At 63.4% G+C, this 14823-nt stretch carries 17 protein-coding genes and 1 tRNA gene; 10 read left to right on the top strand and 8 right to left on the bottom strand.

Translation table 11 applies throughout. From position 1 onward, the window contains the following. Positions 1 to 56: 56 nt before the first annotated feature. Positions 57 to 857, bottom strand: a complete 801-nt coding sequence (locus ACZ1I5_RS04330) for a DODA-type extradiol aromatic ring-opening family dioxygenase (protein WP_465172514.1) — start codon at positions 855 to 857, stop codon at positions 57 to 59. A 92-nt stretch (positions 858 to 949) separates the two neighbouring features. On the opposite strand from ACZ1I5_RS04330, the gene ACZ1I5_RS04325 reads away from it, so the two are divergent. From ACZ1I5_RS04325 to ACZ1I5_RS04290, 8 genes are all read left to right on the top strand, one after another. After that, the gene (locus tag ACZ1I5_RS04325) at positions 950 to 1501 is read left to right on the top strand and encodes a (2Fe-2S)-binding protein (RefSeq protein ID WP_465172513.1); all 552 of its coding nucleotides are present in this window, start codon (positions 950 to 952) and stop codon (positions 1499 to 1501) included. Between the two features lie 108 nt (positions 1502 to 1609). Then, the gene (locus tag ACZ1I5_RS04320) at positions 1610 to 2581 is read left to right on the top strand and encodes an RcnB family protein (RefSeq protein WP_465172512.1); all 972 of its coding nucleotides are present in this window, start codon (positions 1610 to 1612) and stop codon (positions 2579 to 2581) included. A gap of 97 nt (positions 2582 to 2678) precedes the next feature. Next, entirely contained in the window at positions 2679 to 3377 is a 699-nt protein-coding gene (locus ACZ1I5_RS04315; protein WP_465172511.1) for a prolyl hydroxylase family protein, read from the top strand. Between the two features lie 32 nt (positions 3378 to 3409). After that, on the top strand, positions 3410 to 4690 hold the full coding sequence (locus tag ACZ1I5_RS04310; RefSeq protein WP_465172510.1) for a glycosyltransferase: 1281 nt from the start codon (positions 3410 to 3412) through the stop codon (positions 4688 to 4690). Between the two features lie 57 nt (positions 4691 to 4747). Beyond that, positions 4748 to 6511 carry a single-stranded-DNA-specific exonuclease RecJ gene (gene recJ, locus ACZ1I5_RS04305; protein ID WP_465172509.1) on the top strand — a complete coding sequence of 588 codons (1764 nt, stop codon included), beginning with the start codon at positions 4748 to 4750 and terminating at the stop codon, positions 6509 to 6511. Positions 6512 to 6524: 13 nt separating this feature from the next. Beyond that, positions 6525 to 6920 (top strand): VOC family protein, encoded by a 396-nt coding sequence (locus ACZ1I5_RS04300; RefSeq protein WP_465172508.1) that lies wholly within the window; start codon positions 6525 to 6527, stop codon positions 6918 to 6920. Between the two features lie 51 nt (positions 6921 to 6971). Next, positions 6972 to 7047: transfer RNA gene (locus ACZ1I5_RS04295), tRNA-Glu, on the top strand. Between the two features lie 164 nt (positions 7048 to 7211). After that, positions 7212 to 8462: a tyrosine-type recombinase/integrase gene (locus tag ACZ1I5_RS04290; protein WP_465172507.1), complete on the top strand. Its 1251-nt coding sequence runs from the start codon at positions 7212 to 7214 to the stop codon at positions 8460 to 8462. A 101-nt stretch (positions 8463 to 8563) separates the two neighbouring features. Here the strand turns inward: ACZ1I5_RS04290 and ACZ1I5_RS04285 are convergent, their stop codons facing one another. The 6 genes from ACZ1I5_RS04285 to ACZ1I5_RS04260 form a co-directional block, all read right to left on the bottom strand. Beyond that, a complete protein-coding gene (locus ACZ1I5_RS04285; protein ID WP_465172506.1) occupies positions 8564 to 9775 on the bottom strand; it encodes a hypothetical protein in 1212 nt (403 codons plus the stop codon). A gap of 511 nt (positions 9776 to 10286) precedes the next feature. Continuing rightward, a complete protein-coding gene (locus tag ACZ1I5_RS04280) occupies positions 10287 to 10802 on the bottom strand; it encodes a GIY-YIG nuclease family protein (protein ID WP_465172505.1) in 516 nt (171 codons plus the stop codon). 125 nt (positions 10803 to 10927) lie between these two features. Then, positions 10928 to 11413, bottom strand: a complete 486-nt coding sequence (locus ACZ1I5_RS04275) for a DUF4411 family protein (protein WP_465172504.1) — start codon at positions 11411 to 11413, stop codon at positions 10928 to 10930. Continuing rightward, positions 11413 to 12630 (bottom strand): ImmA/IrrE family metallo-endopeptidase, encoded by a 1218-nt coding sequence (locus ACZ1I5_RS04270; protein ID WP_465172503.1) that lies wholly within the window; start codon positions 12628 to 12630, stop codon positions 11413 to 11415. The genes ACZ1I5_RS04275 and ACZ1I5_RS04270 overlap by 1 nt, the downstream gene beginning before the upstream one ends. Before the next feature lie 173 nt (positions 12631 to 12803). Further along, positions 12804 to 13007 (bottom strand): helix-turn-helix transcriptional regulator, encoded by a 204-nt coding sequence (locus ACZ1I5_RS04265; protein ID WP_465172502.1) that lies wholly within the window; start codon positions 13005 to 13007, stop codon positions 12804 to 12806. A gap of 266 nt (positions 13008 to 13273) precedes the next feature. Further along, positions 13274 to 13519 carry a hypothetical protein gene (locus tag ACZ1I5_RS04260; RefSeq protein ID WP_343517817.1) on the bottom strand — a complete coding sequence of 82 codons (246 nt, stop codon included), beginning with the start codon at positions 13517 to 13519 and terminating at the stop codon, positions 13274 to 13276. Positions 13520 to 13680: 161 nt separating this feature from the next. Between ACZ1I5_RS04260 and ACZ1I5_RS04255 the strand changes: the two genes are divergently transcribed. Together ACZ1I5_RS04255 and ACZ1I5_RS04250 are read left to right on the top strand one after the other, a co-directional pair. Then, entirely contained in the window at positions 13681 to 14271 is a 591-nt protein-coding gene (locus ACZ1I5_RS04255; RefSeq protein ID WP_465172501.1) for a hypothetical protein, read from the top strand. Between the two features lie 14 nt (positions 14272 to 14285). Then, on the top strand, positions 14286 to 14570 hold the full coding sequence (locus tag ACZ1I5_RS04250) for an RNA polymerase sigma factor (protein WP_465172500.1): 285 nt from the start codon (positions 14286 to 14288) through the stop codon (positions 14568 to 14570). On the opposite strand, the gene ACZ1I5_RS04245 is transcribed toward ACZ1I5_RS04250, so the two are convergent. Then, positions 14538 to 14822, bottom strand: a complete 285-nt coding sequence (locus ACZ1I5_RS04245) for a conjugal transfer protein TraD (protein WP_465172499.1) — start codon at positions 14820 to 14822, stop codon at positions 14538 to 14540. The two genes, ACZ1I5_RS04250 and ACZ1I5_RS04245, sit on opposite strands and share 33 nt — an antisense overlap. Between the last annotated feature and the right edge of the window lies 1 nt (position 14823).

Raw genomic sequence — 14823 nt, 5'->3', positions numbered from 1 at the left:
TCGCTCCAAGCCCCTCCACCACTTCGTGGTCCCCCTCCCCGTTCCGGGGAGGAACTCTAGCCGAACCTGTAGCCCGACACCGCCCAGCCGAGCACATGATCGGCATAGTCGCGCACCGCAGGCCCGTCACCGCCCGCGCCGAGCGCGACCATCAGCGGCAGCAGATGCTCCGCCTCGGGATGCGCGAACCGCGCATGAGGCAGCTCCTCCCAGCGCGCCACACGATCCGCACGTGCCGCAGGATCAGGATCGGTCACGGCCGCCGTCAGCGCGGCGTCCCATTCGTCCGCTACCGGCGTGACCTGCGCGCCACGGGCGCGCAGGTTGTGGAAGCTCATGCCCGACCCGACGATCAGCACGCCTTCGTCGCGCAGCGGGGCCAGGGCACGGCCGATGGCGATATGCGCTGCGGGATCGAGATCCTTGCGCAGCGACAGCTGGACCAGCGGGATATCCGCGCCGGGCACCGCGACCATCATCGGGATGAACACGCCGTGGTCCCAGCCCCGCGCCTTCTCCTCGCGCACCGGGAAGCCGGCATGTTCGAGCAGCGCCTCGGCTCGGCGCGCGACATCGGGCGCGCCTGGCGCATCCCAGTGCAGATGGTAGGTGTGTTCGGGAAAGCCGTAATAATCGTACAGCAACGGCTGGCCATTGCCGGCATGGACAGTCACCTCCTGCTCCTCCCAATGACCGGAGACCATCAGGATCGCTTTGGGCCGCTCGGGCAGTGACGCGATCAGGCCGGCGAGATACGCCTGCATTGGCCGCCACATCGGATCGGGCGGGCCGCCGGCCGGATCCATGAAGAAGCAGGGGCCGCCGCCATGCGGCACGAAGAGTGTGGGAAGTGTCATGCACGGGATATCGGCCCTGCCCTGTCCCATCGCAATCGCGCGCCCGGAAACACGCCGTTTCCCAATACCGGCCTTTGCCCTAAGCTGCTGGCATGACCCGCTTCACCGTCAACAACCAGCCCGTCGAATATAAAATGGATCCGAAGACGCCCCTGCTCTGGGCGCTGCGCGACGCCTCCAACCTGACGGGCACCAAATATGGCTGCGGCAATGGCGAATGCGGCGCCTGCACGGTCGATATCGACGGTGAGGCGGTGCGATCCTGCCAGGCGACGATCGGCGCGATCGAGGGCAGCTTCGTCACCACCATCGAAGGCCTGTCACGCGAACGCACCCATCCCGTGCAGCTCGCCTGGATCGCCGGGAATGTGCCGCAATGCGGTTTCTGCATTCCCGGCATGGTCATGGCCGCCGCGGTGCTGATCAAGAAGAACAGGAATCCGTCCGAGGAGGATATCAAAAGCGCGATCACCAATCTGTGCCGGTGCGGCGTCTATCCGCGCGTCGTCGAGGCCGTGATGCGCGCCGCGCGCATCCAGCGCGGCGACGAAACGATCGATGCCGGCGCCTCGCCCGGCATCGACCCCGCGAGCGCGGCAAGGCTCGTCCCGGCGCTGACGCCGGGCGGACGAGAGCAGCGCTGAATCCTTTCGCAATGCTGTCGCCGCAATTCAGAAACGGCTCATCGCCAATAGTGCAAAAGCGATGCATCGTTCGGGCCAATCATGCGCCCGCGTACCGGAAGGACTAAGATGCGTACTTCTTTTATCATCGCGCTTCTGGCGGCGACGGCGGCCATCGTGCCGGCGACCGCCTATGCGCGCGACGCGGACCGTCAGGATCGCGGTGGGGACCGCGGCGCCGAGCAGCGCCAGGCGCGCCCGGATTTCCAGCGCCCGCAGCAACAGCCACAACAACAGCCTGCGCCGCAGCAGCCCCGCGCCGAGCGCCCCGCCAATAATGGCGGCGGCTGGGGCGGCGACCGGGGCCGTGGCAATTGGCAGGGCCGCGCGCCGCAGCAGCAGGGTCAGGCGCAACCGCAACCGCAACGCCCGCAGTTCAACCCGCAGGCGGCCCCCGGCAACCCCACCGGCCGTCCGGATTTCCGTGGCGGCAACCGCGTCGACTGGCGGAACGGCGGGGCGGCCGTCCAGCCCCAGCAGCCGCAACAGCCCCAGGCCAATGGCGGCCGCCCCGGTGGCCGTGGCGACTGGCAGCAGGGCCAGGGCAATGGCAATCGCGACTGGCGCAACAATGGCGGCCGCGGCGACGGCAATGTGCGTGGCAATGACGGGCGCGGCAACGATGGTCGCAATGACGGCAACTGGCGCGGTAACAACGGTCGCGGCAATGATGGCAACTGGCGTGGCAATAACGGCCGGGGCGGTGGCTGGAACGGCAATGACGGTCGCAACTGGAATCGCGGCTGGCGCAGCGACAATCGCTACAACTGGCAGTCGCGCCGCAATCAATACCGTAACAACTACCATCTGCCGCGCTATTACGCGCCCTATGGCTGGGATTATGGCTATCGCCGCTTCAGCATCGGCCTGACGCTGAACTCAATCCTGTTCGAGCAGAATTACTGGATCGACGATCCGGAATATTACGGCCTGCCGCCGGCCTATGGCCCGTATCGCTGGGTGCGCTATTACAACGACGCGCTGCTGGTCGATGTCTATAGCGGCCAGGTGGTCGACACGGTCTACGACATCTTCTGGTAAGAGGATGCGGTGAAGCGAGGGGTCCGGCGGCATGGTCGCCGGACCCCTTGTTTTTGAGCTCTTGTTTTTTGGGGGCGTAGCGGCAGATTGCGGCGCGATGTCCCTGTTCTCGAAAAAACCCCTTGTCCCGAAAAAACCGGGCGGCCCGTCCCCGATCCGCAAGCTCGCGGGCGAAACCGTCTCGCAACGGCTGGAGGCGAATCCGGCGGTGAAGCGCGCCAGGATCGACAAGGCCCAGGTCTATTACCATCTCGATTTCCTGAACCCGGCACAGTGCACCGCGCTGATGCGGCTGATCGACTCGAACCGCCGGCCCTCCACCCTGCTCTCCGAATCCGGCGACACGACCTTCCGCACCAGCGAGAGTTGCGACATGAATCGCTGGTCGCCGGAGGTTCAGCCGATCGACGAATCGATCGCCAACCTGCTCGGCCTTCCCCCCGTGAATGGCGAGACGATGCAGGGGCAGCGCTACGCGCCCGGTCAGCAATTCCGCGCCCATCACGATTTCTTCCATGAAGGCCAGCATTATTGGGAGGCGATGAAGGCAAGCGGCGGCCAGCGCACCTGGACGGCGATGATCTATCTCAACAATGTCGAGGAGGGCGGCGCGACCTGGTTTCCCCAGGCCGGTATCCGCGTCGCACCGAAGCGCGGATTGCTGCTCGCTTGGAATAACATGAATCAAGACGGCAGCCCGAACGAATTCACCTTGCATGAAGGCATGCCAGTGGTGAAGGGCACGAAATACATCGTCACCAAATGGTTCCGCGAGGGAGCCTGGCTGAAGCAGTAAGGCGGCGCGAGCCGAATGTCGTCGAGCCGATCATGGGTACAATCCTGCTTACGACCGTCGGGACGCTCGGCGACCTTCATCCTTTCCTGGCGATCGGCCTTGCGCTCAAACGGCGCGGACATCATCCCATCCTGGCAGTGCCGGAGGATCATGTCGCCAAGACGCAAGCCGCTGGACTGGACGCGGTCGCCGTGCTGCCGAGCTTTGACGCGATCCGCGAACGCATGGGCCTGGGCGAGGACGATGCGGTCAAGCGCGTCATGGCCGACCAGACCTATCTGCTCGAGCAGGTGCTGCTGCCCTGGCTCGAATTGAGCACCGCCGCGCTCGATGAAATAGTTGGTGGCGCCGACATACTCGTCGGATCGCTGTTCGTGTTCGGCGCGCCGATCATCGCCGAGAAACGCCGCGTGCCACTCGTCTCGGTGATCCTTCAGCCGATGGCCATCCTTTCGGTCCACACGCCGCCGAAAACCTCGGATTTCTGGATGCTGATCCAGCGGCCGGGCAGCCCGATCGGGGTCAGGTGGAATCGGCTTGCCTATGGCGTCATCCGCAAGGTCATGCGGCTACGCTATGGCCGGCGGGTCGACGAGGTCCGGGCGCATCATGGCCTGAGCCCGGCCTGTGACCCGTCGATGTTCGACATCAGTCGCGAAACCGCGCTGACCCTGTGCTGCTACTCGCCTATCTTCGGCCCACCCCAGAAGGACGCGCCAGCCAATACCGATATCGTCGGCTTCCCGGTCTATGACAGCCAGGGCGGCGAGACCGAGGCGCCCGATCCGGAGCTCGAGGCCTTTCTGGCCGACGGCCCGCCACCCCTGGTGTTCACGCTCGGCTCGTTTGCGGTCTATGCACCCGGCGATTTCTACGAGGAGGCCGCCGCCACGGCCAGGCTGCTCGGCGCCCGCGCGGTGCTGCTGACGGGCGAGAAAACCAAATTGAAGTCGGAGGGCAACATCCTGGTGCGCGCCTATGCGCCGCATTCCACGCTGTTCCCCAGGGCCGCAGTGATCATCCACCATGGCGGCATCGGCACGACGGGCCAGGCATTGCGCGCGGGCAAGCCGCAACTGGTCGTGCCGCATATGGGCGATCAGGCCGACAATGCGCATCGCATCCGCAAGATGGGTATCGGCCAGGTCCTCAAGGCGCGGCGCTTCAACGCACGCCGGGCGGCCGTAATGATCTCCTCCCTGCTCGACCGGCCGGCCTATCGCGCCGAGGCGGAACGCGTGGGCGCACTGATCAGTCCCGAAAACGGTGCCGAGGCAGCGGCGATTGCGATCGAGCGGCTGCTACCTTCCTGAGGCCCCTCATCGTTCGCCCCCTGTTCCAGCCATGGCAAAATGTGCGAGAGCAAGCCGGTGAACACCGTACTCAACATCTCGCATTCGATCCTTGGCCAACCCTGGCGCTGGCGCGCGCTGGAAACCGACACGCGCGATCCGGGCTTTTCGCCCGACGATCTGGTGACTCAGCTGCTGCTGTCGCGCGGATGCCCCCGCGAGGCGCTGGACGCGCACAAGGCGCCGAGCATCCGCGGCTTCATGCCGGACCCTTCCATCTTCCGCGACATGGACCGTGCGGCCGAGCGACTCGCCGATGCGATCCAGGCCGGCGAGAAAGTGGCGATCTTCGGCGACTATGACGTGGACGGCGCGACCTCCGCCGCGCTCATGATCCTGTTGCTGCGCGATCTTGGGCTGGAGGCGCGGGCCTATATCCCCGACCGGCTGATGGAGGGGTACGGCCCCTCGGGCGAAGCGCTCGTCCGGCTGAAGGAGGAAGGCGCGAGCCTGATCGTCACGGTCGATTGCGGCGCCCAGGCATTCGAGGCGCTGGAGATGGCGCGCGTGGCGGGCGTGGACGTGATCGTGGTGGATCACCATAAATGCGCGGCCGCCTTGCCTTATGCGCATGCGCTGGTGAATCCCAACCGGCTCGACGAGGCCGAGGGCACCGCGTTCGGCCATCTCGCCGCGGTCGGTGTTGCCTTTCTGCTCGGCGCGGCGCTGGTCCGGCTGCTCAGGACGCGCGGCTTTTTCGAGGGCCGCACCGAGCCGCGCCTGCTCGACCTGCTCGATATCGTGGCGCTCGGCACCGTGGCCGATGTCGCGTCGCTCAAGGGGCTCAACCGCGCCTTTGTCAGCCAGGGGCTGAAGGTGATGGCGCAGCGGCGCAATATCGGCCTGAACGCGCTGATCTCCGCCTCACGGCTGACGCGCGCGCCGACCGCGACCGATCTCGGCTTTGCGCTGGGGCCGCGGATCAATGCGGGTGGGCGGGTCGGCAAATCCGATCTCGGCGTGCGCCTGCTCACCACGCGCGATCCGGCCGAGGCCGCCGGCATCGCCGCCGAGCTCGATCGCCTCAACGAGGAACGGCGCGCGATCGAGACGATCGTGCAGGATGCCGCCGAGGGTCTTGCCAGCGCCAAGGGCAATCGCGCGGTAATGGTCGTGGCCGGGCGCGGCTGGCACCCCGGTGTGATCGGCATCGTCGCCGGACGGCTGAAGGAAAAATTCGGGCGGCCCTCGCTGGTGATCGCGCTCGACGAACAGGGCATCGGCAAGGGATCGGGCCGGTCGATTCCGGGCGTCGATCTCGGCGCGGCGGTGCTGGCCGCCAAGGACAGCGGCCTGCTCGTCGCGGGCGGCGGGCATGCGATGGCGGCGGGCCTCACGATCGCCGAGGACCAACTGGAGGCATTTGCCGATTTCCTCGAGGAAAGGCTCGACGCGGCCGTCACGCGGTCAATCGGCGATCGCGCGCTGCTGCTGGACGCGTTGCTGACCGCGGGCGGCGTCACCCCTGCGCTGGTACAGGCGATGGATGCCGGCGGGCCGTACGGCATGGGTTGGCCTCAGCCGCGCGTGGTTGCGGGGCCAGTGCGCATCGTGAAGGCGGATATCGTCGGCAATGGCCATGTCCGCGCGATCGTCAGCGGCGATGACGGACGGGTGTTGAAGACGGTCGCGTTCCGTCAGGCCGAGACGGCGCTGGGCGCGGCCTTGCTCGGCGCCCCGCCGCATCGCCGGCTATGGCTCGCCGGGCGGGCGCGAATCGACGACTGGGGGGCCAAGCCTGCCGCCGAGTTGCACCTCGACGATGCGGCATGGGCTGACTGAGGAGGAGACGGCGATGTTCAGTCACATCACTTTCGGCACCGATGATATCGAGCGCGCGCGCCGCTTCTACGAGCCAGTGATGGCCACGCTGGGCGTCAAACAGCCGTTTGAACTGCCGGGTACGCTCGTGTTCGGCGAACTGGCGGGTCTCAAGCTGTTCATCGTCAGCCCGTTCGATGGCGGTGATGCTCATCCCGGCAATGGACCGCACGCGGCCTTTCTCGCGCCTGATCGCGCCGCGGTCGATGCCTTCCATGCGGCGGCACTATCCCATGGCGGCACCGATGAAGGCAGCCCTGGCCTGAGGCCGCATTATCACGCCCATTATTACGGCGCCTATGTCCGCGATCCGGACGGAAACAAGCTCCAGGCGGTCTGCCATCGTCGTCAAGATGACGCAGTGGGTTGACCAGCCCGCCGCATTTGCCTAACCGGCACGCCCACGCTCGGTAACGAGTATGGCCCCTTCGTCTAGCGGTCTAGGACGCGGCCCTTTCACGGCTGAAACACGGGTTCGATTCCCGTAGGGGTCACCAACAAGCCCTCCCAGAGGGTGCCAGAAGATGCCATAAATGGCTGTTTTCTGCGGATTTTCTGTGGTATAAGCATCCCGCTCGGATCGGCCGGATACCACCAGATACCAGCATTTTGATGGTATGTTCGATGGTAGCTCGCCGATTCTTGATCGGGAGATACCATCATGGCCCTCACCGCCCTCGCGATCAAAAGCGCCAAGAGTCGCACCAAGCCCTACAAGCTCGCCGATAGCGACGGGCTCTACCTGCTGGTCACACCCTCTGGTGGCCGCTGCTGGCGGATGAACTATCGTCATCTCGGCAAGCAGAAGACGCTGGCGTTCGGCACCTGGCCCGACACCAGCCTCGCCGATGCCCGCGAGCGCCGCGACGTGGCGCGCAAGGTGCTGGCGCGGGGCGACGATCCGGCCGAGCAGATCAAGCTGGAGCGCATCGCGGCGACCGTGGCGGCGTCTAACAGCTTCAAGGCTGTCGCCGATGAATGGCTGACCAAGGCTGAGAAGGAAGGCCGTTCGGCCGTCACCATGAAGAAGCTGCGGTGGCTGCTGGACTTCATCAACGAGTCGATCGGCAAGCGCCCCATCGCCACGATCTCCGCGCAGGAGCTGCTGATCATGCTGCGCAAGATGGAGAGCAAGGGAAAGTACGAGACGGCCAAGCGGCTCCGCAGCACATGCAGCCAGGTGTTCCGCTACGCCATCGCCACGGCCCGCGCCGAGCGCGACGTTGCCGTCGACCTGCGCGGCGCGCTCATTGCGCCTAGGCCCGTCCACCGTGCCGCAATCACCAGTCCCGAGGAAACAGGTGGCCTGCTTCGCGCCATCGAGGCATTCGAAGGGCATCCCAACACCAAGGCGGCGCTGCAGCTCTTGCCGCATGTGTTCGTGCGGCCCGGCGAACTGCGTCATGCCGAATGGAGCGACTTCGATTTCGACAAGGCGCTATGGACGATCCCGCCGCACAAGACCAAGATGCGGCGGGCGCATACCATCCCCCTCTCTCGCCAAGCACTCGCCATCCTAGAAACCATCGAGCACGACGCGGAGTATAGTCGCTTCCTGTTCCCCTCCCTGCGCTCGGTCGATCGGCCGATGTCGGAGAACACGATCAACGCGGCGCTGCGCCGCATGGGCTTCGCTCAGGACGAGATGACCGGCCACGGCTTCCGGGCAATGGCGGCGACACTCTTGAACGAGATGGGTCTATGGCATCCCGACGCGATCGAGCGCCAACTCGCCCACTGCGACAACAACGCCGTCCGTCGAGCCTACGCGCGCGGCGAGTATTGGGATGAGCGCGTCAGGATGATGCAGCACTGGTCCAACCATCTCGATTTCCTCCGCGATGGCGCGAAGGTGCTCAAGGGCAAGTTTGGAAAGCCGAAGGCAGTTGTAGTCGACGGGTCTAGGTCTTGAACTGGGCCGCTTAAGGACTGATCGGTTTCAATGGTTTAGCGGATAAGTGCCGCCATAGCCGCCAGCCATCTTTAGCGCGATCCATTTTGTCGCGCGCATAGCTAGACAGACGGGTGGGCGACGGACACTGTCCTGTAGATGTGCGCCAATTCGCTATCGTACTGCCACAGCCAAGCGTCGTCGCTGGACGATAAATCGAGTTCGTAGATTTTTGTTGGATGCGGGCTCCCGTCTTCCGAGAATTTGACCGACAGATGCTCGCAATGATCCTTCACGAATCTGAACCCGATTTTGGCACAGGTTTTCTGTGCTGGCGAGGAGCTGATGTTGGCGAAAATCCTCCTGACAAAGATTCCGTTGCGGCCGAGGCCGAGCAGAAACGCGACGAAGCTCCGGAGCATGACCATGTTTGCACCGCGATATTCGGGGAGGATGAAGAGATCGACAAAATAGAGTTGGTAGATCCCCGGCGTGTCGATTTCCTCGGTGTCGAGGACCGATATCGACTTGTTGATATTCTGCCCATCGATGCCGGCTGAATAGAGGTTGGTGGTAACCGGCAGCACCATCCAATAGCCGCAAATCCGTCTCCCATCGAGCAGGAGGAAAAGGCAGTACGGGAATTCCCGCATCAGCGCTTCCCATTTGTCGCTATTGCCCATGTCGTTGCCTGGGAGCGTGGCGGGCATCGGTACAAGCGCCTCGAACACCTTCTCGATCCCCTCGATCACCTCGTCGGCGCTGAAGCCAGAGCGCAGCAGGGCAGCGAAACTGGCGACTCGAACCCCGTGAGGGCTGGGTTCGAAGTCGTCGCTCGCAGACCAAATTGCCTCGCCGTCCTGCTTAGCAATTCGGCCGCCGGATCGATTTGGTGGCGCTGGCGGCATCGACTGGCGGCGGCGTGACCGGAACGCCTCCAGTTGTCGCTCCCCTTCGTCGGCCAGCCATAGTCTGTTGCTCTCTGCGATAGTCCAGCTTTCGTCGAAATGCTCGTCCTGCCCGCATTTGTCGGGCACCTTGTCGCTCTTCAGCGCCTTGATGACGTGTCCCAGCACCGTTTGAGGATGTCGCTGATGGGCCTTTGACGTGCGCTGATCCCAGCTGAGCCAGTCGGGATATTCGAGCACGCCGATATCTCCCCGACCAACCCCCATCGCGTCCGCGAAGATTTCGCGACGGTCCGGCAACGCTGCTCGCGATCCAGCGCTGAGCCTTGGCTTGTCGGGAACCCACTTGTAAAAGGCGTCCTGGAAATGGTGCCAATGTTCTAGCCAGTCGTGGCTCAACCCCCACGCGCCGTCCGAGTTTGACATCTGCGCCTCCGGTGGATCGTTCGGAACGATGTTAGGAGGCTTGCGCCACATCCTAACGTTCATCCGAACTCTGAATTTCCGTCCTTTTTTGTTCGGCTGCGTCCTGCGGCATCTCCCGACTGCCGGCGATCGGCGCCGGTGAATTGGTAGAGGAACTTTAACATGAGCAACAGTCGTACGACTTACCATCACAGCGGTGGCAAGTGCACCAAGCAAACCAGTCATGGCGATGGCTGCAGCGAGCGGTCGGTCATGGATATCAGGACCGGCCGCGTCGAGAGCTATCACAAACATCGCTCAACTGGCCACCGCAACTGGTAACCGCACCTTCGTGTCCCGGCCGATCGGTCGGGACACACCCTTTCTCATGGGCTAAGCCGCAAACTGCGTGACGGCACAGTTTTTCACCCAACTCCGGTCTTCGTCACCTACATTAATAGATGGCAGCTTCGGGATGAGCTCAGGCTTGCTCGAACGGCTGAGATTGAGGCGCTCAGCTGCCCTTCCGCCGTCAACCCAATTTGCGTTCAATCGCGTCCAATCGCCTGGAGATTTCGTCCTCGGGTTCTTCGTACCACTGATAGAACTGTTCGGCGTCACCAAATTTCCCGCCTTGCCTATTCAACACTGGTTCGGCGGCAGCGATGAGGAGGGCTTCGAGGTGATTGAGCACAGCAGAAACGGCTGGCGGCGATGGTTCGGTCTCAACGATCTCTTTTTTCCCGGCGCGCCCCTTGACCGGGTCCACTCCAAACCACGAAAATTTGCTCCACCGCTCACCCAGCGCATCAAAGCGATGCTGGTGTAATCGCTGGTATAGACGCTGGTTGCCGTATCCCGCCTGCCCCACGTAAAGCATTTTGAAATTGTCATCGTAAAGAGCGTAGACACCGCGCTGCTCGCGGAAGTCGACCTCTCCTTCTTTTAAAGTTCGGAAACCCGAAAGCGTGCCTGAGCGCCCCTTGCCCGGCTTTCCCCATTTCACCCTACCAACCTGCCAGAACAGGCCATAATTGTGGAATAGCATTCAGCCCCCGACTATGCCTCCTTTGAGCCGATGGCTGCTTCTAGGATCTGAACACTTTGTCGGCAACGACTGAAATTGGGGCGCAAAGCTGTCCAACGCGGAGCCGGACAGGCACGTCGAACGATTTATCCCAACACAAACCGAGCTCGCTCCCGCCGCAGCATCTCGTAAGGCGTCACGCATGGGATGCCGAGCCCAATACATGCGTTAGGAATTTTGATCTTCCGCACCGACTCCGAAGGCACCTCGTGCGTTACCACAATGCAATTGGCCGCCTTGGCATGTGCGACTAGCCAGTAGTCCGCCACCTGGAGGAAAGTCGCGATCGCCGCGGCCTCATAATTCTGACCGGTAGCCCAGGTCGAAACCTCGCCGAGTGCGGGCAATACGCGATCGTCCGGCGGAAGAAAGAAAGTCCGGCCACGGGCTGCGGCCCAATCGGAAAGTTCATCACCGCCACCGGCCAGTTCGTCGCTCACCTTCTCGATGCTGCCCACCTGCTCGGCCGCGTTTTGATCGATCAACCATTGCCAAAAGGCCGGGCAGAAATCGAAGCCGTAGTGGAGATTCTTTGCCTGAATGAAGATGTTGGCGTCGAGCAGGTAGCGCATCAGGCGAGCACCCCGACTTCCTGCCCGATATGATTGAAGGTCTCTGTCTTGGCGACACCGAGCATCCGAAAGGCGTCGCGGTAAAGAGTCTGGCCTTCCAACGTGCTTTCAACCAAGGCGCGCGCGAACCGCCGACTAACTCTTGCCAGCGTCGTACGATAAAAATCGCCGCCCCCGCCCCCTTGCTCTGCCAAGGCCCGCAAACGCGCGCGTTCGGCAGCCCAAGCGGCATCGAACCGCGCCTGCGTCAGCCAGCCGGCGTCAAACAGGCGGCGCAGGATGACTAAGCTGCTGACTTTGTAGCGCCGGGTAAGTCTTGCCACCGCGTCGTCGAGCGGCTCGTTCAGCCTGAGATCATTCCGCAGGGCGACGAGCGGGACGAGCAATTCCGCCGCCACCGCATTGCACCACACCTCTTCTCGACGATGGCCCTGCGCCGGCCCCGCGCTGGCATTGGAAACAGCCGTTGCACCGAGCCATAGATGGGCAAGCTCATGAGCCAAAGTGAACATCTGCGCCGATTTGCTGTCGGCACCATTGATAAACACGAGCGGAGCGTGCGGATCAGCCAGCGCGAAGCCGCGGAACTCTTCGGGATCGAGCTTTCGGTTATTGTTGCTGAGCACCACACCGCTGACCATCACCAAGATGCCGAGAGTGTCGGCCCCGGCGATGAACAACCTCAGCGCTTCTTCCCATGTGCGACACGCTACCCGCGCAGCGAGATCGAACCCCAAAGCTTCGGACATTGCGGCTGCGACTGCGACAGGGGAATCGCCGAGCCGCGCACTTCCGACTTGCTCGACCGCGGGCAATCGAACTGCGCGAGCATAGTCCTTGAACCAGCCCTGCCGCTCCTGGCAGGCGTACAACATATCGAGCAGATTGGGGCTTGGTCGGGCAACGCCACGCCCGTCCATCGTTCTAAAATCGGGGATCGGCAGTTGCTCTACCGGAGGGGCGGGCAGGAACAGATACCCGATCGGCACGTGGACAGCCGTTGCATAGGCCTGCAACTGCTTCAGGGTCGGGGATGCCTCCCCTGCCTCCCAAAGAGCGAGCTTCGGGAAGCGGTGCTCAAGATCTGCCGGCTCCTTGCCCGCGCGCTCGCGCGCCCAAGTCAAAAGCCCTGGCTGGATGACGGCCCTTGTCATCCCCTGTCCTTCCACTCCGTAAGCCTGTTCATCGATTGTCTTTTTGACGATGGGGCGAGCCATCGCAAGCGCGTCTATTCAAACCAGAGACAAGCGCAGTAGATGTGCCCGCGTGAATGGCTACTTCCAGGATCGTGTTCCCAATGCAGCGCCGACCGGAATGAGGGCGCGAAGCCGCCTTCGCTCGGCCGACGTCTTGGCCGCGCTCTCGCCCCGGGAGAGCGCGGTAGCAGACATCATTCTGCGCAATCACCTCGATAGGCCATCGGATCGGCGATCCAGCGGTTGATGGCGGACTCGTGCCAGCCAGCGCCGTGAATGCTGATCTTGACCCGTTGGGGAAAGGTGCCCTCACCCATCTTTCGATAGAGGGTCGTGCGGGAAAGCCCGGTACGAGCGAGGACGGTCTTGAGACGAATAATCCTTTCGGTGTTGGACATGGGCTATACTTCCATACTCGGGTTTAGCGAAGCTCCCCGGGACAGGATCGATAGCGTTGGGACGAAGTGCAAGAGTGCCAAAAACGGTGCCGGTGTGCTGTGGCGGACTCTGGCGTCCCGTGGCGGCCCCTGTCGTCCGAGGGCGGTGAAAAGAAATTTTCCCATGTCGTCCCGGTACGAGTAAATCGACCGTGCCAGGACGGATTTTGGCGCTATCCACACCGCCCCCGGATGCCGACTCGCGAGCGGCACCGCCGCAAGGCGAGTCAGCCCTTTGGCGGCTCAGGATTTTCCCGGCGCTGCAACTCGTTTTCGACCGCTTCGCGAATGAACAGCGCAACCCGCCGATTGCCCACCAGCGCTGCGATTCGGCTGATCGTCTCAGCCGATAGCCTGACCGTCGTCGGCTTCATTCCAAGCGGTGGGCGTCCCATCGCCTCTTGGCTATCGGCCATGTCTGCGAACTCCAAGCCAAACAGGTTGACGCAACCGTTTATTTGAATATACGACATCGTTTATTCGATAAACGGTGGCGTATATTGCTGCAAGGGCATCAAGCAAACCGGCCTGCGGCGATTCCGGCATCGCGAATCGCGCGGGAGCTACGGGATCGTGCCGCATCCGCTCCGTCGCATCCGCTTCATCCGCCCAGGATGCGGAACGGAAGGTGTATATGGTTGGCCCCACATCACGCCGCGCGCTGCTTGGCGCATTGACGAGCGTCCCGGTTGCCGCGCTTGCCGCCCCGGCTGCATCGCCCCGGGCCGAGGCCTTGGCGAAGCTTCACGACCAGTATGCCAATCAACCGCCGGCCCTTGCTCGCACCAAGGCGGGGCGGAACCTCAGCCGCTTCCGCTACCATAACGCCGAGAGCTTCTTTCTCGGCATAGAGAAAGGGATTGTGCGGCGTCCGACCGACAGGCTCTATCAGATCGGAATTGTGCTACAGCTTGGGCTGAGTTCACATCTGCTCGATGTGGGATTCGCCGACCCGTGGTGCGCCCGTCATATCGGCCTGAACGTCGCCAGATCGCTCGCCCACGCCAATGCGACGGGTCTCGGCTTCAACACAACCGACATAGAACTGCTTGCAGCGATCCTCTCGCCGTACAGCAAGTGGCGCAATGCGAGTTCGCGCGATGTAGCCCCGGACTTTCCGTTCTCTGCCCAGGAACTCCAAATGCTGACCCGCGCGCTGCTCGACCGCGTGCATCAGTTGACCGGTCATCCGCGCCCACGTGGCTGGCAGCATCGCTTGCCGTGATGAAGGAGCGCGCCATGGCTGCCTACGAAGCGACCGTGAACCCCACCGCCGCCCGTGAGGTGATGGCGACGGCAGAGGAACTGGCACGGATGGAAGCAGCCCTGCTGACGCTGCCGCGTCTCACCCGCGAAGTGTTTCTGGCCCACCGGATCGACGATCTTAGCTATGCCGAAATCGCCGAGATCACCGGCCTCAGCGTGCGACAGGTCGAACACAGAATGGCCGATGCCCTCTACGGCCTGCACTCTGCGCTGCAGGGCCGACCGTTACGCCGCAGATGGTGGTGGGGCTGGCGGTGACGGTAAGACAGCCATAGCGCCGCTTTTCGCTTGTGCTTCGGCTTCGAACGCGCACCTGCCGCGTCGCGCCCACAGGGCAAGCGCATGATCGCGTTCTTCGCCTTGCAGCTTGCCCGCGGTCGACAGGAACGCGCCATAGAGCGTGGCGCGATCATCGCCGGTTAGTTCGACCAACCCTGCCTTCACGACCAGGCCGCCCAGCTCGATCAGATGCCGCGTGCGTTCCCGGCGCTTGACGCCCCATTCGCGCATG

The organism is Sphingomonas sp. BL-S-30, assembly GCF_055521475.1.
This window is presented reverse-complemented; position numbering and strand designations above follow the sequence as displayed.